This is a genomic window from Zhihengliuella sp. ISTPL4 (genome assembly GCF_002848265.1).
Lineage (GTDB): Bacteria > Actinomycetota > Actinomycetes > Actinomycetales > Microbacteriaceae > Microbacterium.
The window spans coordinates 2,768,387-2,785,448 of record NZ_CP025422.1 but is presented as its reverse complement, the minus strand read 5'-3'; the positions used below and the strand labels follow the sequence as shown (position 1 = coordinate 2,785,448).

19 protein-coding genes are annotated in these 17,062 nt (G+C 69.8%); 1 reads left to right on the top strand and 18 read right to left on the bottom strand.

The window, feature by feature from the left end; translation table 11 throughout:
* Window positions 1-58: 58 nt before the first annotated feature.
* The 16 genes from CYL12_RS13315 to CYL12_RS13235 all read right to left on the bottom strand — a co-directional run bounded on the left by CYL12_RS13315 (window position 59) and on the right by CYL12_RS13235 (window position 14,064).
* A complete protein-coding gene (locus tag CYL12_RS13315; protein WP_017203554.1) occupies window positions 59-346 on the bottom strand; it encodes an HU family DNA-binding protein in 288 nt (95 codons plus the stop codon).
* Between the two features lie 322 nt (window positions 347-668).
* Window positions 669-974, bottom strand: coding sequence for a 30S ribosomal protein S14 (rpsN, locus tag CYL12_RS13310; RefSeq protein WP_017829734.1), 306 nt, complete (start codon window positions 972-974; stop codon window positions 669-671).
* A 3-nt stretch (window positions 975-977) separates the two neighbouring features.
* On the bottom strand, window positions 978-1,148 hold the full coding sequence (gene rpmG / locus CYL12_RS13305) for a 50S ribosomal protein L33 (protein ID WP_017203558.1): 171 nt from the start codon (window positions 1,146-1,148) through the stop codon (window positions 978-980).
* Window positions 1,148-1,384 carry a 50S ribosomal protein L28 gene (gene rpmB / locus CYL12_RS13300; protein ID WP_025102729.1) on the bottom strand — a complete coding sequence of 79 codons (237 nt, stop codon included), beginning with the start codon at window positions 1,382-1,384 and terminating at the stop codon, window positions 1,148-1,150. The genes rpmG and rpmB overlap by 1 nt, the downstream gene beginning before the upstream one ends.
* A 202-nt stretch (window positions 1,385-1,586) precedes the next feature.
* A complete protein-coding gene (locus CYL12_RS13295; RefSeq protein ID WP_101848006.1) occupies window positions 1,587-2,309 on the bottom strand; it encodes a DNA-3-methyladenine glycosylase in 723 nt (240 codons plus the stop codon).
* Window position 2,310: 1 nt separating this feature from the next.
* Window positions 2,311-4,116 carry a TolB family protein gene (locus CYL12_RS13290; RefSeq protein WP_199399129.1) on the bottom strand — a complete coding sequence of 602 codons (1,806 nt, stop codon included), beginning with the start codon at window positions 4,114-4,116 and terminating at the stop codon, window positions 2,311-2,313.
* Window positions 4,106-4,918 (bottom strand): TIGR03943 family putative permease subunit, encoded by an 813-nt coding sequence (locus CYL12_RS13280; protein ID WP_101848005.1) that lies wholly within the window; start codon window positions 4,916-4,918, stop codon window positions 4,106-4,108. The genes CYL12_RS13290 and CYL12_RS13280 overlap by 11 nt, the downstream gene beginning before the upstream one ends.
* Entirely contained in the window at window positions 4,911-5,951 is a 1,041-nt protein-coding gene (locus tag CYL12_RS13275; RefSeq protein ID WP_199399128.1) for a permease, read from the bottom strand. The genes CYL12_RS13280 and CYL12_RS13275 overlap by 8 nt, the downstream gene beginning before the upstream one ends.
* Entirely contained in the window at window positions 5,948-6,364 is a 417-nt protein-coding gene (locus CYL12_RS13270; RefSeq protein WP_101848004.1) for a Fur family transcriptional regulator, read from the bottom strand. The genes CYL12_RS13275 and CYL12_RS13270 overlap by 4 nt, the downstream gene beginning before the upstream one ends.
* Before the next feature lie 68 nt (window positions 6,365-6,432).
* The gene (locus CYL12_RS13265) at window positions 6,433-7,305 is read right to left on the bottom strand and encodes a metal ABC transporter permease (protein ID WP_199399127.1); all 873 of its coding nucleotides are present in this window, start codon (window positions 7,303-7,305) and stop codon (window positions 6,433-6,435) included.
* A complete protein-coding gene (locus tag CYL12_RS13260) occupies window positions 7,302-8,087 on the bottom strand; it encodes a metal ABC transporter ATP-binding protein (protein ID WP_101848813.1) in 786 nt (261 codons plus the stop codon). Before CYL12_RS13260 ends, CYL12_RS13265 begins: the two co-directional genes overlap by 4 nt.
* Window positions 8,088-8,143: 56 nt before the next feature.
* Window positions 8,144-9,154 (bottom strand): metal ABC transporter substrate-binding protein, encoded by a 1,011-nt coding sequence (locus CYL12_RS13255; RefSeq protein ID WP_101848003.1) that lies wholly within the window; start codon window positions 9,152-9,154, stop codon window positions 8,144-8,146.
* 64 nt (window positions 9,155-9,218) lie between these two features.
* The gene (locus CYL12_RS13250; protein WP_101848002.1) at window positions 9,219-10,910 is read right to left on the bottom strand and encodes a glycoside hydrolase family 13 protein; all 1,692 of its coding nucleotides are present in this window, start codon (window positions 10,908-10,910) and stop codon (window positions 9,219-9,221) included.
* A 39-nt stretch (window positions 10,911-10,949) separates the two neighbouring features.
* Window positions 10,950-11,828 (bottom strand): carbohydrate ABC transporter permease, encoded by an 879-nt coding sequence (locus CYL12_RS13245; protein WP_085605188.1) that lies wholly within the window; start codon window positions 11,826-11,828, stop codon window positions 10,950-10,952.
* Complete coding sequence (locus CYL12_RS13240) at window positions 11,828-12,742, bottom strand: carbohydrate ABC transporter permease (protein ID WP_101848001.1); 915 nt, start codon at window positions 12,740-12,742, stop codon at window positions 11,828-11,830. Before CYL12_RS13240 ends, CYL12_RS13245 begins: the two co-directional genes overlap by 1 nt.
* A complete protein-coding gene (locus tag CYL12_RS13235) occupies window positions 12,739-14,064 on the bottom strand; it encodes an ABC transporter substrate-binding protein (RefSeq protein ID WP_101848000.1) in 1,326 nt (441 codons plus the stop codon). The genes CYL12_RS13240 and CYL12_RS13235 overlap by 4 nt, the downstream gene beginning before the upstream one ends.
* Before the next feature lie 96 nt (window positions 14,065-14,160).
* Here CYL12_RS13235 and CYL12_RS13230 point away from each other — a divergent pair, with 96 nt between their 5' ends.
* Entirely contained in the window at window positions 14,161-15,375 is a 1,215-nt protein-coding gene (locus CYL12_RS13230; RefSeq protein ID WP_101847999.1) for an ROK family protein, read from the top strand.
* 328 nt (window positions 15,376-15,703) lie between these two features.
* Here CYL12_RS13230 and CYL12_RS13225 read toward each other — a convergent pair whose 3' ends face one another.
* Complete coding sequence (locus tag CYL12_RS13225; protein ID WP_199399126.1) at window positions 15,704-16,396, bottom strand: ArsR/SmtB family transcription factor; 693 nt, start codon at window positions 16,394-16,396, stop codon at window positions 15,704-15,706.
* Entirely contained in the window at window positions 16,393-17,016 is a 624-nt protein-coding gene (locus tag CYL12_RS13220) for a flavin reductase family protein (RefSeq protein WP_101847998.1), read from the bottom strand. The genes CYL12_RS13225 and CYL12_RS13220 overlap by 4 nt, the downstream gene beginning before the upstream one ends.
* Window positions 17,017-17,062: the final 46 nt, after the last annotated feature.

The window sequence follows — 17,062 nt, the reverse complement described above, 5'->3', positions numbered from 1 at the left end:
AGGGAGAACGCACGAAGGCCGCCCCCGAAGCGGGGGCGGCCTTCGACAGGGTGCGGTCTTACTTGACGGCAGCCTTGAGCTTGGAACCGGCGGTCACCTTGACGCGCTTGCCGGCCGGGATCTTGATCTCGGCGCCGGTCTGCGGGTTGCGGCCCGTGCGGGCGGCCGTGTCGACCTGCTCGAACGAGATCCAGCCCGGGATGGAGACCTTGCTGCCCTTGGCGACGGCGTCGGAGACCGTGGCGAACAGCGAGTCGAGGACACCGGAGACGGTGGCCTGGCTCTGGCCGGTGGCGGAAGCGATGCTCGCGACGAGCTCGGTCTTGGTGATGGACTTGTCAGCCATGTCATCCTCCAGCGACGAAGGACCGTCGCATCGTGTGTGGGTGCGAGGAGCGGGTGCTCCCCGTTGGTCGTGTGACCGCCTCGAATGTACCAACGGCCACCCGGATTTCCGCGTCATTTCGCGGGTTTCGACTGATTTCTCGGCGTGTCGCGTCACATTGGCCACTCGCGTCACACGATTTCGGACGCCCGCTCGCGGGTTCAGGCCCCCGCGCGACATCAGGCTTTCCCGCGCACCAGCGCCTGATCCGGCGCGATCGCCTGCTCCCCGGGCATGCAAAAAGGGCGAGGATCAGAGATCCTCGCCCTTCTTCGCTGAATGCTTACCAGCTCGACTTGGTCACGCCGGGCAGCTCGCCACGGTGCGCCATGTCACGGAAGCGGACACGCGAGATGCCGAACTTCGTGAGGACACCACGGGGGCGGCCGTCGATGACGTCGCGCGAACGCACGCGAGCCGGCGACGCGTTGCGCGGCAGCTTCTGCAGGCCGACGCGAGCGGCCTCGCGGGCCTCGTCGGTGGCGTTCGGGTCGACCAGGGTCTTCTTCAGCTCGGCACGACGCTCGGCGTAGCGCTCGACGATGACCTTGCGCTGCTCGTTGCGCGCGATCTTGCTCTTCTTAGCCATGGATCAACGCTCCTCTCGGAATTCGACGTGCTGACGGATGACCGGGTCGTACTTCTTCAGCACGAGGCGGTCGGGGGTGTTGCGGCGGTTCTTCTTGGTCACGTACGTGTAACCCGTACCCGCCGTCGAACGCAGCTTGATGATCGGACGGACGTCCTGAGCCTTCTTGGCCATTAGAGCTTCACACCCTTCGCCTGGAGGTCCTTGACGACGTTCTCGATGCCACGCGCGTCGATCACCTTGATGCCCTTGGCGGACACGTTGAGCGTGATCTTACGACCGAGCGAGGGCACGAAATAGGTCTTCTTCTGCACGTTCGGGTCGAAGCGACGCTTCGTCCGGCGGTGCGAGTGCGAGACGTTGTGACCGAAGCCGGGAACAGCTCCGGTCACCTGGCACACTGCTGCCATGATGATGACTCCTTCATTACCGTGAGACCGGACGGCCTCACCCAAGATCCCTTGTCTGCACGCGACTTCGCCTCGCCGCCCATCGACAAGCTCAGGGACCGATTGGAGAGGAAGCATGCGAACTGCGCACAGGAGCGTGCGCAGACAAAGAGTCAGTCTAGCACGGCTCCGGCCCACCGTTCCAATAGCCGGAATGGCTCGATCAGCCCGAAACGGCACCATCTGCGCGACTCGAAGCGTCGGCGGCGCCCCTGCCCCACCGGAACGCCGAGACCGTGGGGTCGCCGGGGATCCAGAAGCGCCAGGGAAAGGCATCCGTCCCGGCGATGCCGGCCACCCCCACTCGCGGGCCCTGTGCGACCTCAGCGACGGGAGGGCCGAGCCACAGCTCCGCCCTGGCATCGTTCTGGGACTCCCCCGTGATGGCGTCGATGCCATCGTGCAGGGAGTGCCGCAGTCCCGCGGCCTGCCCGAGCCGTCCTGGCCCGCGGGCGAGGTCGCGCAGCGCCGTGCGGCTGAGCGGCAGGACGGCACGCCGCCGCCGGGCCGCCTCCTCCACCCCGGCCACGACCTCGCCGGCCCGCAGCAGCACCCCGTCGCCCTGTCCCTCGGGACCGCAGGCCACGTTGACGCAGGAGTGGATGCCGTGACTCAGGTACACGTAGAGGTGCCCGGGCTCCCCCCACATCGTGGCGTTCCGGGCCGTGCGCCCCATGCGCGCGTGGGACCCCGGGTCCGCCACCGCCCCCGTGCCCTGTCCGTGATAGGCCTCCACCTCGGTGATCCGCACACGCACCTCGACAGGGCGTCCGTCCTCGACGACCACGGTCCGCAGCTCCGCGCCGAGCAGAGTCGGGGCGACGTCGACGGCGGAGCGCATCACGTCGTCGCGGGTCGCGGGCCGCAGGGGTGCCGGTTCCGTCATCTCAGAACCGCGGCGCTGTCTGGCACCAGGACGCGTCGAAGCCGGTCAGCGCTACCATCTCGTCCCCGGTCTTCATGTCGATGAGGTGGGTCTCGAGCTCCTCCGGCAACGGCAGCAGCATCCCGTCATAGGCGTTGTCCGCCATGTCCGGCGCGATCACCACAGCGGCATACTGCCCGCTCGGCGATGCGCACGCCTGGAGGATCGAATCGGTCGCACTCACCTCGACGAGCGGCGTGGCCTTCCCGGAGTCGTCGACGCGGATCACGGCCTGCCCGACCGGGAGGCCGCCCTCGTCGCGCGCGACGACGTGGCGAAGAGTCCCGCCAGGGAACGGAGTGATCGACGTGGCGGTGCCATAGTCCGGTTCGGAGGCGGCGAGCGGCTCCTCCGACCCGTCCGCGAGGTCGAGTTCCACCACCGATCCGTCCAGCCGCTCCACGATCGCGGTGTAGGTGCCGCGCGAGATGCCCTGGATGGTCGTCGCGAGGCCGAGGGACTGCACGCCGGTGTCGGTGGACTGGTCGACGAGCGAGAGTGCCCCGTCGAAGTCGATGAACAGGACGGCAGCGCTGTCGGGCACGAACTGCCAGACGAAGACGCTCACCTCCTTGTCGCCGACCTCGATGATGCGCGGCTCGCCGTCACCGCTCAGCGACTGGGTGACGAGCACGCTGGCGCGTCCCTCGGTGTCGCTGAGCTCGCGGTCGGAGTAGCTGTAGCCGACGAGGTTGCCCCGTTCGGACACCTGGATCGCGCCCACATAGCCTTCGCCGGGGAGTGTGAGCTCGCGCTCGTTCGAGCCGTCCCTGTCCATCACGAGCAGCCGCGACTGGTCGTCGTCCTCGACCGCGGCCACGAGCTGCGTGGACGTGGCCCGGAAGTCGTCGATCCGCGGATGCGAGAACACCGGCTGCGCGTTCTCGCCGCTGAGGTCGGTGCGGAAGATGATGTCGTCACCGTCGGGGTCGCGGCGCAGAAGGAAGATCGACGACGGCGGCGTTTCGAAGGAGGTGGTCAGATCGGCTTCCGGACCCCCACCGGCACCCGTGACTCCCGCGACGGTGACCGTGTACTCGGTGTCGTCGTCGAGCGGCACCGTGAAGCGCACGCCGACGCCCCGCCCGGCGGCGTCGACCGTGAACGGCACCGAGGGCTCGACCGTCACCTGCTCGGGGTCGATGGCGGACAGCGGCTGGTTCGTCGTGAGGATGACGCGGCTCCCCGACGACTCGATGGCCTGGCCCGCGTCGACCTGGACGTCGGTGATCCGAGGTCCCTGGAGCAAGCTCACGATCCCGAGGCCGGTACCGACGAGGACGAGCACCGCGACCACGGCGCCAATCGTGACGAGGAAGCGGCCCCGGGACCACGGTGCGGCCGCAGGCGCATCGTCCTCTGCGGGAAGATCGGTGCTCGGCGTCCAGCCCGGCTCCGACGCGTCGTCCGCGAGCCGGGACGTCGGCGCTGCGGGGGTGAAGACAGGCTCCGGTGCGCGCGGGATCGCGGGGACGCCTGCAGCCGACTCTGCGGCCTCGCGCTCTGCCGCCTCACGTTCTGCGGCCTCACGTTCTGCGGCAGCCTCGCGCTCTGCGGCGACTTCCCGGTCGACGGCGGCCTGCTCCGCGGCGACCTCCGCCGCCATGCGTTCGACGGCCGCGCGCTCCGCCGCGACCTGCTCCGCCTCGGCCTCTTCGGCTGCCGCACGCTCTGCGGCGGCTCGCTCCTCGGCCTCCCTGGCAGCGCGCAGCTCGGCGCGGGTCCGCGGGACGGCGGGCGGCTCCTGCCGCTCGTCGTCAGTACTCATACGGGTCCTTCGGCTCGTCGATCGCCACGACATCGGTCGGCTCGATGCGCAGGGAGCCGTTCTCGTCCGCGCGGACCTTCCCGGTGATCTCGACCCATTGTCCGGTCTCATAGGCATCCGCGTCGACGCTCACCGGCAGTGCCGCCGTCTGGGCGTCGATGACGCAGTGGGTGATCACGAGGCGGGTCAGGTTCACGTCATCGCCCTCGCCGGGAGTGACGAATCCCTGCAACGTGACATCCGCACCGTCGTAGGCCGTCGTGTTCGTCGCGGCGGCGAAGACGCTCGCCCAGTCGCCCACCCCGAACGTCGACGTGTCGGCGACGCCGAGAGCGACCGTGTCCGCACCCGCGAACAGCGCGGTCTCCTCTCCCGCACGGGACATCGCGAGCTCCACCGAGAGAGACGCGGGCGGCAGCACGAGCGCCGCCACGACGACCCCCGTGGCGACCACACCGCCGGCCAGCGCGCCGACCCCCGCGAGGCTCCGGCGCGACGGGGCGGAGGCGTGTTCGCTGTCCTCGGCGGAGGCGTGCGCGGCTTCCGCAAGCGGGGACGGTGCAGGACCGTGATCGTGCCCGTGATCCTCTTCGGCCCCGAGCGGCAGCGTGCACGACCAGACGGCTCCGGCGAGCGTGACGACGGCCGCCGCGCTCGCGAACCACACCGACTCCGGGCTGATGTAGAGACTGAGACGGTCGGTCACGGCCAGACCGAGGGTGACGACGGCGACGACCGAGGCGAGACCGATGCCCAGCCACCGCGTGGCGAGGGCGCGCGAGCGGACGGAGAGTTCAGGCAAGGACGTTCACCCCGATCCCGATCGCGAAGGCCGCGGCCAGCACGACACCGGTGATCCCGACGAGCGTGCGGGTTGTGAAGGTCGTGCGCATGAGCGCGAGCATCTTGATGTCGACGAGCGGCCCGACCAGGAGGAACGCCACGAGCGCTCCCGACGAGAACGTGGACGCGAAGGACAGCGCGAAGAAGGCGTCGACGTTCGAGCAGATCGCCACGACGATCGCGAGAAGCATCATCGCGACGATGGAGAGCACCGGGTTGGCGCCGATCGTGAGCAGGACGTCGCGCGGGATGAGCACCTGCACGGCCCCGGCGAGGGCGGAGCCGATCACGAGCGCCGGCATCACGGCCCGCAGCTCCACGAGGAACTGCGTGAGACTGCGGCGCACGGGGGTCCCGGGTTCGTGCGTGACACGCTCGCACGTGTCGACGAAGCGCTGGGTGAGCAGCGAGTCGGGCGAAGGGTGGCGGCTGTAGATCCAGCCGATGAGGTTCGCGATGAGGTAGCCGCCGACGAGGCGGGCGACGAGGATCCCGCCGTCCCAGCCGAAGGCGGCGTGCGTCGTGAGGATCACGATCGGGTTGACGATGGGCGCCGCGATGAGGAAGGTCAGCGCCTCCGCGGGGGCGAGTCCGCGCATCATGAGTCCGCGGGCGAACGGGACGTTCCCGCACTCGCAGACCGGGATGAGCATGCCGAGCAGGGAGAGCACGGCACGGCGGGCCCAGGCGCGGCGCGGGAGCCAGCGGTGGATGACGTCCGCCGGGAGCCAGACCTGCACCACGATCGACAGCAGCACGCCGAGCACGACGAACGGCAGCGCCTCGATCAGGACGCTGAGGGCGAGCGTCAGACCGTCCTGCGCGCGGGTGGGCAGCGAGGCCGGGAACAGCGTGGGGAGGAAGGCGTCGATGAGGAACAGCGCCGCGACGATCAGCGCGCCGATGCCGACGGCGATCCACGTCGAGCGCGGCGAGGGCGCTCGACGGTGCGTGTGGCCCGGACGGGTGGCCGTTCGTGCCGGGGCGGTCACGCTGTCGCAGCCCTCTCGGCGTCGCGCCTGTTCGCGCAGGGAGTGCACAGACCGAAGATGTCGACGACATGCGCGGCCTCAGTGAACCCGTGCAGCGCGGCCGTGCGATGCGCCCACTGTTCGACGTCCTTCGCCTCGATCTCGACCGTGAGGCCGCAGGATCGGCAGATGAGGTGGTGGTGATGGCCCTGGGTGGTGCAGGCACGGTAGAGCGCCTCCCCCTCAGGGCTCTGCAGGGAGTCGGCGTCGCCGGCAGCCGCGAGCCCGGCGAGGGCACGGTAGACCGTGGCCAGGCCGATCCCGGTGTTGTCGTCCCGGAGGGTCGCGTGCAGGCTCTGCGCGCTCACGAAGCCGCGCGCGTCGGCGAGCGCTTCGCGCACGCGTTCGCGCTGCCAGGTGTTCCGCTGAGCCATGCCATCGATTCTAGGCCGCGTCGGTTGGCGAGGGCTGAGAGCGCCCCCACCTCCGCTTCGAAGCGGGGTCAGACCCGGGTGACGCGGGAACGGACGCGCTGCAGGATCCAGCACACGACGTAGATCGTGAAGGACAGCGTCGTGATGTAGGGGCTCACCGGCAGCGTCCCGGCGAGCGCGAGGAGGATGCCGCCCACGGCCGAGACGAACCCGAACACGGCCGCGAGCACCGGCACCGCGACAGGGCCCGCCGTGATCCGCATGGCCGCGGCGGCCGGCGTCACCAGCAGCGCCATCACGAGCAGAGCGCCGATGATGTGCACGCTGACCGCGACGATGAGCCCCAGCAGCACCATGAACAGCAGGCTCACGGTCCGGGTGGGCACCCCACGCGCGGCCGCCGACTCCGGGTCGAGCGAGTCGAAGCGCAGCGGGTTCCACATCACGAGCAGCCCGAGCAGCACCACGACGCTGATGCCGATGAGCCAGCCGAGGTCGGGGCTCGACACGGAAACGATCTGCCCGGTCAGCAGGCTGAAGCGATTGGCGCTGCGGCCGTCGTACAGGGACAGGAACAGGATGCCGAGACCGAGACCGAACGGCATGAGCACGCCGACGATCGAGTTGCGGTCCCTGGCCTTGGCACCGAGGACCCCGATGAGAATCGCCGCCACGAGCGCGCCGCCGAGCGAGCCGAACACGACACTGCCGCCGAAGAGGAGCGCGGCCGCGGCCCCCGCGAAGGACAGCTCGCTCACCCCGTGGACCGCGAAGGCGAGATCGCGCTGCATGACGAAGACGCCGATGAGACCGCCGACGATACCGAGCACGGCACCCGCGATGATCGAGTTCGAGAGCAGGGCGACGAGCTCGCCGTAGTCCTGGAAGGAGAAGATGTCGTCCCAGCCGACCGCGGGGACGAGGGCGGACGCGAGGGTCATGCGGCGCCTCCGTGGTCGTGATCGTGGTGCGGCTCGGCGTCCGGGACGCCGACCACGACGAGCCGGTCACCGGCTCGGAGCACGAACACCGGCGTGCCGTAGAGATCCGTCAGCACCCGGGTCTGCAGCACCTCCTCCGGGGTACCGAGGACGAAGCGCCCGCCGGCGATGTAGAGGATGCGGTCCACGCGGTTGAGGATCGGATTGACGTCGTGCGTCACGAACAGCACGGCGGCCCCGCGCTCACGGCGCTGCCGGTCGATGATGTCGGTGACGGCGAGCTGGTTCGCGAGGTCGAGGTTCGACAGCGGCTCGTCGCACAGAAGCAGGGAGGGCTCGTCGGCCAACGCCTGCCCGACGCGGAGGCGCTGCTGCTCCCCGCCGGAGAGGAGGCCCACCCGGCGGTCCGCGTACGAGGTCGCCCCGACCGCGGCCAGGAGCGCGTCGACCTTCGCCCGATCGCCCCGGTGCGGGACCGGGAAGCCGAACCGACTGCCCTGCACGCCGAGCGCGACGAGGTCGCGGGCCCGCATGCTCGTGTCGGGAGCGAGAGACCGCTGCTGCGGGATGTACCCGATGCGCGCGTTGCCGCGGTGCACGGGCTCGCCGGCCACGCGGATGCTGCCGCGGGAGAGCGGCTGGAGTCCGAGGATGCTGCGCAGGAGCGTCGTCTTCCCGGAACCGGACGGCCCGAGCACCGCGATGAACTCGCCGGGCTGCACCGTGAGGTCGAGGCCCGACCAGAGTTCGCGATCGCCGCGCTGCAGGGCGCCGTCGGCGATCTCGAGGACGGGGCCGGTCCCGCTCGCCGGTCGCTGAGCCTGTGGACGGGCTCCGCTCACGACTGGACGGCGGCGGCGAGGCTCTGGATCGCGTCACTCATCCACTCAGAGTACGACGATCCGTCCTCGAGCAGCTCCGTGAACGCGACCACGGGCACCCCGGCGTCTGCCGCAGCCTTCTCGACGCGCTCGGTCTCGGCGCCGCCGGTCTGGGCGTTGGTGAGCACGGCGGTCACCTCGCCGGAACCGATGACCTGGAGCGCTTCCAGCAGCACGGCGGGCGCGACATCACTGCCCTCCTCCACCGACTCCGCGAAGCCCTCCGGCGTGACGTCGGTGAGTCCGGCCGCGGCGGCGAGGTACCCGGGCAGCGGCTCGGTCATGAAAACGGTCGCGCCGTCGGCGTCAGCCTTGATCGCCTCGAGGTCGCCCTCGAAGCCCTCCAGCTCCGCGACGAGTCCGTCGGCGTTCGTGTGGAAGGTGTCGGCCCCGTCGGGGTCGATCTCGGCGAGCTCGTCGGCGATCGCCTCGACGACGTGGATCATCGTGTGCGGGTCGAACCAGACGTGCTCGTTGAAGCCCTCGATGTGGTCGTGACCGGCGTGCTCGTCCTCACCCTCGGCGTGCTCGTGCTCGTGCGGCTCCTCCGTGGCGGCCTCGTCGGCGTGGTCGTGATCCTCGCCCTCCTCGTGGCCCTCGTTCCCCGGGAAGTCGTGGGAGAACTCCACGGCCGTGACCACATGCGGGTCCTGCGCATCCTGCAGGAGGCTGTCGATGAACGCGTCGTAGCCGCCGCCGTTCTCGACCACGAGATCGGCCTTCTGCAGCGTGAGACGGTCGCGGGCGCTCGCCTCGTAGGAGTGCGGATCCTGCGACGCGGAGTCGATGATCGAGGTGACGTCGACCCGGTCGCCACCGACCTGCGCCACGAGGTCGCCGTAGATGTTGGTGCTCGCGACGACCGTCACCGCACCGTCGTCCTCCGCCGCGCCCGGGGTGGTCGAGCATCCGGCCAGCGTGAGGGCGGCGACGGAGGCGAGCGTGAGGGCGAGGACGGGCTTCTTCATGGTTCCCACTCTAAACGCTAATGAGAACCATTATCAAACCGGCGACCTCGCCCCGCCTCTGCAGTCAGCTCGCGAGGTCCCCCGGGGCGATCCATGCCGTGGCCTCGCCGGGCAGCACGGAGCCGTCGAGGGCGACGGTCGACAGCACGGCGTCAGCGGCCGCGGCGCCCAGCTCGAACGGCGTGGTTCCGAAGTTCGTCACGATCTCCCAGCCGTTCGGCCGACGGAAGCGCAGCACGTCCTCGCGGCCCGTGTCGATCCACTCGAGCGTCTCCCCTGTCTGCAGCTGCCGGCGCAGGCGCAGTGCCTCGCGGTAGAGGTTGAGGGTCGAGCCGGGGTCGGCGTCCTCCACCTCGACGGCGTGTTCCGCGAACCAGGCCGGCTGCGGCAGGTGCGCGCCGGCCGCGCCGAAGCCGTAGGAGCTCCCCGATGCCGTCCACGGCAGGGGCACACGGCAGCCGTCGCGCCCGAGGCCGTCGAAGTCCGCGCCGCGGAAGAACCCGGGGTCCTGGCGCTGGTCGGGCGTGATGTCCGCGACCTCGTGCAGGCCGAGCTCCTCGCCCTGATAGAGGTACGCGCTGCCGGGCAGACCGAGCAGCAGCAGGGTCGCCGCATGCGCCCGGCGCAGGCCGCCCTCGCGATCGAGGCCCTCTTCCGGGCCGCCCGCGCGCACCCATTCTGTACCCTGCTTGACCGCGCGGCCGCGCAGCGGCGGGAGGCCGTAGCGGGTGGCGTGCCGGGTCACGTCGTGATTCGACAGCACCCACGTCGTCGACGAGCCGGCCGCCTGCGCCTGGGCGAGGTTGTCGGCGATGATGCGCTGGAAGTCCGCCGCCTCGAAGTCGGCGACGAGGAGGTCGAAGTTGAACGCCTGTCCGAGCCCTTCCGCGGAGGCGTACTTCGCGCGGCGCTCCGGCGTCTCGACCCACGCCTCGGCGACCGCGGTACGCGGCGGGTCGTACTCATTGAAGACCGCGCGCCACTGAGCGTAGATCTCGTGCACGTCGTCGCGATCGATCATCGGGTGCGTGCCGGACGAGCGGTCCATCGCGTCGAGCTCGGCGCGGGACGGCAGCGGCTCGGTGAGGTCCTTCGTCAGCATGTGCGCCACGTCGATGCGGAAGCCGTCCACGCCGCGGTCCGACCAGAAGCGGAGCGTCGTGAGGAAGTCCTCGCGCACCTCGGGGTGATCCCAGTTCAGGTCGGGCTGCTCGACGGCGAAGTTGTGCAGGTACCACTGGCCGTCCGCGACGCGCTCCCACGCGCTGCCGCCGAAGATCGACACCCAGTCGGTGGGCGGTTCCGTGCCGTCGGGTCCGGTGCCCTCGCGGAAGATGTAGCGCTCCCGTGCGGCGGAACCGCGGCCGGCGGCGAGCGCCTCCTGGAACCAGGCGTGCTGGTCGGACGTGTGGTTCGGGACGATGTCGACGACGACGCGGATGCCCCGCGCGTGCAGGGCCTCGACCATGGCGTCGAAGTCGTCGAGCGTGCCGAGACGGGGGTCGACGTTCCGGTAGTCCGCCACGTCGTAGCCGCCGTCGGCGAGCTCGGACGGGTAGAACGGGCTCAGCCACACCGCGTCGATGCCGAGCTCGGCGAGGTAGTCGGCGCGGGACACGATGCCGGGGATGTCACCCAGGCCGTCGCCATCGGCGTCCGCGAAGCTCCGCGGGTAGATCTGGTACACGGCGGCCTGGCGCCACCAGGTCGCGGTCTTGTCGTCTTCGCGGGTCTCGGTGAGCAGCGAATCGGTCATGAGGAAGAGGCTCTCCTTGATTTTCTTGCGGGGGTCGGGTCAGCCCTTGACGGCACCCTGCGTGACGCCCTCCATCACCCAGCGCTGAGTGAAGAGGTAGGCGACGATCGCGGGGGCCATGGCCATCAGATACGAGGCGAAGGCGACGTTGTAGTTGTTGCTGAACTGGTTCTGGAAGAGGTTCTGCCGCACCGGCAACGTCTGCAGCGCCGGGTCGGAGATGATCAGCGACGGCATCATGAAGTCGTTCCAGGCGTAGAGGAAGGCGAAGATGCCCACCGTGGCGCTCATCGGTGCGAGCAGCGGGAAGATGAGCCGCCAGAACGTCTGCCAGGTCGTGGCGCCGTCGATCCGCGCGCTCTCCTCCAGCTCGATCGGGATCGAGCGCAGGAACGCCGTGAACAGCAGCACGCTGAAGCTGAGCTGGAACATCGTGGCGAGGATGATCACGCCGAACGGGTTGTCGAGACCGACGCGCCCCGTGAGCTGGATCTGCGGAAGGGCGACGACGGGGAAGGGGATGAACATCGCCGCGAGCAGATAGAAGAACGAGTAGCGGAACAGCCGGCGGTCCCAGTTGCGCACGATCGCGTACGACGCGAAGGCCGCGAGGACGATCGTCGCGATGACCGTCCCCGCTGTGACGAGCAGCGAGATCGCGGCGCCGACCGGGAACTTCGTCAGCGTCCAGGCCTGCACGAAGCCGTCGATGCTGAACGGCGCGGGCAGCGAGAACGCGTTGCCGTCGACCGCCTGGCCGGTGGTCTTGAACGCCATCGAGATCGTCACGTACAGCGGGATGAGGATCGTCGCCGTGCACAGGATCAGGATGATGGTGCCCGACCAGTTGACGCGCTCCATCTTCTGCCGCTTCCGGCGTCCGTCCGCGGGGATGGTGGTGAGGGTCTCCGTCGACATCAGAACGTGTTCCTTCCGCGGGTCAGCGAGAGCTGGAGGACGGAGATGAGCACGGCCACGATGAAGAAGATCGTGGCGTTGGCCATCTGGTAGGCGTAGTCGCCGCCGTTGAAGCCCGCGATGATCGTCATCGCGACGCTGCGGGTGGCGGTGCCGGGGCCGCCGTTGGTGAGGCCGACGATGATGTCGTAGGCGTTGAGGAAGCCCTTGAAGCCGAGGATGACGTTGATGACGACGTATCCGGCGACGAGGGGGATCGTGATGCGGGTGAGCTGCTGAGTGCGGCTGGCGCCGTCGATGCTTGCCGCCTCGTACACCTCGCCCGGCACCGACAGGAGTCCGGCGATGTAGATGAGAAGGGTGCCGGGGACCGCCTGCCAGGCGGTGACGATGACGATCGCCACCCAGGCGAGATCGGGGTTGGCCAGGAGGCTCGTCTCCAGCCACGGGATGCCGGTGGCCGCACCCGCCGCCGGGATCGAGTTCGAGAACAGGAAGTTGAAGACGTAGGCGATGATGATGCCCGAGATCACCATCGGGATCACGAAGATCGTCCGCAGCCCCGTCTTGAACCGGATGCGGGAGGTGAGGCCGACGGCCAGCAGGAACGCGATGACGTTGACGACGATCACGGTCGCGATCGAGAACCCGAAGGTGAAGAGATAGCTCTGCAGGATCGCCGGGTCGCTGAACAGCGCGATGTAGTTCGTCAGCCCGTTGAAGCTCCACTCGCCGATGCCGATCGAGTCGGTGAAGCTGAAGAAGATGCCGATCACGCCGGGGACGGTGATCGCGAGCGTGAAGATCACGAGAGTCGGCAGCAGGAACAGGTAGTAGATCGGCTCGACGCGGCGGGTGTGGCGGCGGATCTTCCGCTGCTCCCCGGTGACGATGGCGGTCGTGCTGGTGCTCATGGCGCGGACTCCTCTGTCTCGCCCGATGCGGAATCCTCGGAGCTGGGGATGGGGGCGCGGAAGGCGATGCGGGCCCAGTCCGCGTCCATGGTCCGGAGGATGGACGACGGGGCGGCGCCGAGGACCATGGCCTGCGCGTAGTTGAAGATCGGGAGGGTCTTCGGGACGAGCACCGAGGGGCCCTGGTAGATGCGGCCCTCGTCGTAGTACTCGATCATGCCCTCGACACGCGGGTCGTCCGGCGGCGCCGCGTCGGTCGTCGGCGTGAAGCCGAGCTGAGAGCGGTTGTACTCCTCGATGTTCTCGGGGAGGTAGAGGTACTCCAGGAAGTCGCGAGCGGCCTCCTGGTGCTGGGACTCCTCCGGGATCATGACCGCGAGGTCCATGTTCACCCGGACAGCCAGGTCGTCCGGATCGTCGGTCATGGGCAGCGGAAACGTGCCGAGATCGAGGTCGGGGTCGGTCTTGGCGATCTCGCTGAACGCCCACGGCCCCTGGAGATACATCGCGGCCTCACCCTTCGCGAAGGCGAGGTTCCCGTCCCCGTACGCCCGGCTCGCGGCGTCCTCGTTCGTGTACTCGTTCGCGAGCACCATCATCTTGTCCATCGGCTCCGCGAAGTCCTTCTCGAAGGAGACCTCCGAGTCCGGACCCACGTCGGTGCCCTCGGCGGCGAGCGCATCGAAGAACGCCAGCACGTCGAGGGAGCCGCCGACGGCGTAGTCGTACCATCCCTGTCCGACCGTCCAGTCGTCCTTGAAAGTGGCGTAGAACGGGTCGATCCCGGCCTCGCGGAGGCGGTCGCTGACGGCGATGAGCTCGTCCCAGGTCTGCGGCACCTCCAGGCCCTGCTCCGCGAAGATCTGCTTGTTGTAGATCACGGAGGCGGCCATGACCGAATACGGCAGGGCGCTGGTGCGCCCTTCGCAGGAGCCGTACTGGTCCATGAGCGGCTGCAGGTCCTCGCGGATGCCGGCGGCGGCCTCGGTGTCGGAGAGGTCCGTGAGCGCGCAGCGCTGCACGAACCGGGCGACCTCGTAGTTGTAGTTGGCGAGCATGATGTCGGGCGGGTTCCCCCGGACGAAGCTCGCGGAGACGACGTCGACGCCGGACGTGTCGATCTCCACCCGCACGTCGTCCTGCGACGCGTTGTACTCCGCGACGAGCTCCGTCATGAACGGGATGGCCTCGCGCTTGCTGAACGTGAAGCGGATCGTCTCCGCTCCCCCGCCGGCGGCACAGCTCGTGAGCGCCGCGCCCGTCAGCACGAGGCCGAGCGCTCCGGCGGTCCAGCGCACCGCCCGTGATCGTGTGGCAGACACCGTCGTCCTTTCGTAGATCCGCGGAGTAAATCTAGTGAGCGAATTTAGTCCGTCTAGAGGTACTGTCTCATCTGGGCGACAGAAAGGTCAAGGGGAGTGACAGAGGTCTCGACGGGACTCGGCACCGGCCGGGCGAGCGTGAGCGCGGTGCTCGACTTCGCCTGGACGGCCGGCGAGTTCACCGCCACCGAGGCCATGGCCGGCACCTCGCTCACCCGCTCGACGACCATCGACGCCATCGACACGCTCGTCACCGCCGAGGTGCTGCGCGAGCTGCCGAACGCCCGCGCCATCGGCGACTACCGCTCCGGGCGCCCCGCACGCCGCTTCGCCCTCGCGGCGGACCTCGGCGTGGTGATGGGCATCGACGCCGGCGACACCCATCTCGCCGTCACCGTCGCCGACCTGCTCGATCGCACGCTCGTGCATCACCGCGTGGAGGTCGATCCCACGCAGAGCGTGGAGGACCGCAGGGCGACGATCCTGCGGCACTTCGCCGCCGCGCGCGACGAGGCCGGCGTTCCACCGGAGCGTGTGCTCGCCGTGTGCGCCGGCGTCGCCGCCCCCGTGAACCGCGACGGCATCTCACCCCCGCACCCCGACGGCTTCTGGGAGCGTACGAACCCCGGCCTCGCGGAGGCCCTGCGCGACTGGGCGCCGGTGGTCGAGGTCAAGAACGACGCCCAGCTCGCCGCGATCGCCGAGGGGACGCTCGGGGTGGCCGTCGACTGCCGCGACTATGTGGCCCTGCTCGCCAGCGAACGCTTCGGCGGCGGCGTCGTCGTCGATGGGCACGTGCTGCACGGAGCCCACGGCGGCGTCGGCGAGGGCGTGGTGTTCGATCACATCGTCGGCGTCGGCTCGGCCGTCGGGCTGCGGTATGCGCTGGAGGAGCAGGCCCAGGCCGCGGTCGCGGATGGCGAGGCTCTCACCGACGGAGCCATCGGCCGGCTCGTGGCGAACGGGCCGGTCGACCCCCGGCTGGTGCTGACGCTCGCCGCCTCCGGAGACCCCGACGCCCTCCACGTCGCCGAGCGCGTGGGGGCCACCCTCGCGCGGGTCGTCGGCGTGCTCGGCAGCATGTACGACCCCGCGCGCGTGATCATCTGCGGGGCCGTGGCGGAGAGCATCGAACCCGTGCTGGCCGCCGCCCGCCGCATCCTCCCCGACGAGCTGCACCTGCCCGCACCGGAGATCCTCGCCTCCACCCTCGGCGCGGAAGTCGTGTCGGCCGGCGCGATCGCGACCGCGCGGCGTGCGGCCAGGGAGCGTGCCGTCCCGCGCCTCGCCGAACAGCGTCTCACCGCCTGACCCCCTCTCCCCCCTCTCGCGAGAACACGCAAGCGCGCGAGTTCAGGCCCCTCCACCCCTGAAAGCCTGTTCTCGCGCGAACGCCTGTATCGCGGTCAGCTGTCGCGAGATCAGGCCCCCGCGCGCACTCAGGCGAACGCGGGAGTTCAGGCTCTCCCACCCCTGGCAGCCTGTTCCCGCGCGAACGCCTGTGTCACGGTCAGCTGTCGCGAGAACAGGCCCCCCGCGCGCACTCAGGCGAACGCGGGAGTTCAGGCTCTCCCACCCCTGGCAGCCTGTTCCCGCGCGAACGCCTGTGTCACGCGTCGCACGGACGGGGTGGTCGCGGTCAGGACAGTGTCGGCGGAATACCGAAGAGGCTGTGGAAGGCGGCCGTGCCGGCGGGAGAGATCGTCACGGCGCGCGAGGTCTGCTGAGCGTGGATCCAGCCCCTGTCACGCGCGGCGCGGAGGAGGACGGCTCCGAGGTGGCCCGAGAGATGCGAGCGCCGTTCGGTCCAGTCGAGGCAGCTCCGCACAAGAGGACGACGAGACGACGGCACCAACGCGTCCGGCCCCGCGATGCTCTCGAACAGGTCGCGCCCCGTCGCGGTCACCGCGAGGTCCGGCGTGAGGTGCCCCCGCTCGACGAGCGCGTCGAAGAGGGCGACCCCCAGGCGACCGGCGAGGTGGTCGTAGCAGGTGCGGGCCAGGGCCATGCCGTCTCGCGCCGTCGCTGAACGAAGGCTCGAGACGGGAGCCGCCTTCCCGGCGTATGCCGTCGCGGCCTCGATGATGTGCGCGGCGTCGGGAGACGCGAGGGTGACGTAGGAGTGCCGCCCCTGTCGGCGGAGTGCGACGAGCCGGACGTCGAGGAGCGTCGTCAGGTGCTCCGACGCCGTCGACCTCGACACCCCGGCGGCACGCGCGAGCTCGCCGGACGTCCATGCCCGGCCGTCGAGGAGCGCCAGACACATCTGCACGCGGGTCGGGCTGCTGAGCGCGTGTCCCAGCTGGGACACGGACGAGGGATCGACGATCACGCCACGACGGGGTCGTCGAGGAGCGGCGCGCGGAAGTTGGAGCCGACCCGAGGCCCCTGGGCGAAGTAGTGGCGGAAGGCGTAGGAGAGAGGGTCCCACTTGTCCGTGTCGATGCGGTCCGGTCCGTGCGCCTTCAGGATGTCCTCGTGCACGTGGACCTGCAGGACCTCCGCTTCGACCGCCAGTGCGTCGCCGCCGTCGATCGGGATGATCTGCGCCACGCGCGCTTCGATCTGCACCGGACATTCCGCGATCCGGAACGGGATCACCGCGTCCGACGGGACAGGGGTGAAGCCCCCGAGACTCCACTTGTCCGGCTCATGCCGGTACGCGGGAACCTTCTCGGCGGGAACCGGCGAGCGGCCGGTGGTCGGCGCGATCGCCTCCACGGCGTGCACAAGGTCGGCGGAGGGGAGGTTGATGACGAGGTCCCTGACCCGTTCGATATTCGCGGCCGCCTGTCCTTCGGCACCGAGCCCGAGCATGTACCGCGTCCCCAGCGCCCATGCGGACGAGATCGGGCTGATGTTCGACGACCCGTCGGGGTTGACCGTGGTGATCAGCGCGACGGGAGTCCCGAAGTACAACACCGGCAGGTCGACGCTCCGCGTGGTTCTCATCCGTCCATTCTCGCCACCCGATCGTTCGGGCCGCGCCGAAGTGTGG

Bases quoted from the DNA above. Each gene is read 5' to 3' on its own strand.
- CYL12_RS13315 (WP_017203554.1), bottom strand. From the start codon at position 346: ATGGCTGACAAGTCCATCACCAAGACCGAGCTCGTCGCGAGCATCGCT.
- rpsN (WP_017829734.1), bottom strand. From the start codon at position 974: ATGGCTAAGAAGAGCAAGATCGCGCGCAACGAGCAGCGCAAGGTCATC.
- rpmG (WP_017203558.1), bottom strand. From the start codon at position 1,148: ATGGCCAAGAAGGCTCAGGACGTCCGTCCGATCATCAAGCTGCGTTCG.
- rpmB (WP_025102729.1), bottom strand. From the start codon at position 1,384: ATGGCAGCAGTGTGCCAGGTGACCGGAGCTGTTCCCGGCTTCGGTCAC.
- CYL12_RS13295 (WP_101848006.1), bottom strand. From the start codon at position 2,309: ATGACGGAACCGGCACCCCTGCGGCCCGCGACCCGCGACGACGTGATG.
- CYL12_RS13290 (WP_199399129.1), bottom strand. From the start codon at position 4,116: ATGAGTACTGACGACGAGCGGCAGGAGCCGCCCGCCGTCCCGCGGACC.
- CYL12_RS13270 (WP_101848004.1), bottom strand. From the start codon at position 6,364: ATGGCTCAGCGGAACACCTGGCAGCGCGAACGCGTGCGCGAAGCGCTC.
- CYL12_RS13265 (WP_199399127.1), bottom strand. From the start codon at position 7,305: ATGACCCTCGCGTCCGCCCTCGTCCCCGCGGTCGGCTGGGACGACATC.
- CYL12_RS13255 (WP_101848003.1), bottom strand. From the start codon at position 9,154: ATGAAGAAGCCCGTCCTCGCCCTCACGCTCGCCTCCGTCGCCGCCCTC.
- CYL12_RS13250 (WP_101848002.1), bottom strand. From the start codon at position 10,910: ATGACCGATTCGCTGCTCACCGAGACCCGCGAAGACGACAAGACCGCG.
- CYL12_RS13245 (WP_085605188.1), bottom strand. From the start codon at position 11,828: ATGTCGACGGAGACCCTCACCACCATCCCCGCGGACGGACGCCGGAAG.
- CYL12_RS13240 (WP_101848001.1), bottom strand. From the start codon at position 12,742: ATGAGCACCAGCACGACCGCCATCGTCACCGGGGAGCAGCGGAAGATC.
- CYL12_RS13220 (WP_101847998.1), bottom strand. From the start codon at position 17,016: ATGAGAACCACGCGGAGCGTCGACCTGCCGGTGTTGTACTTCGGGACT.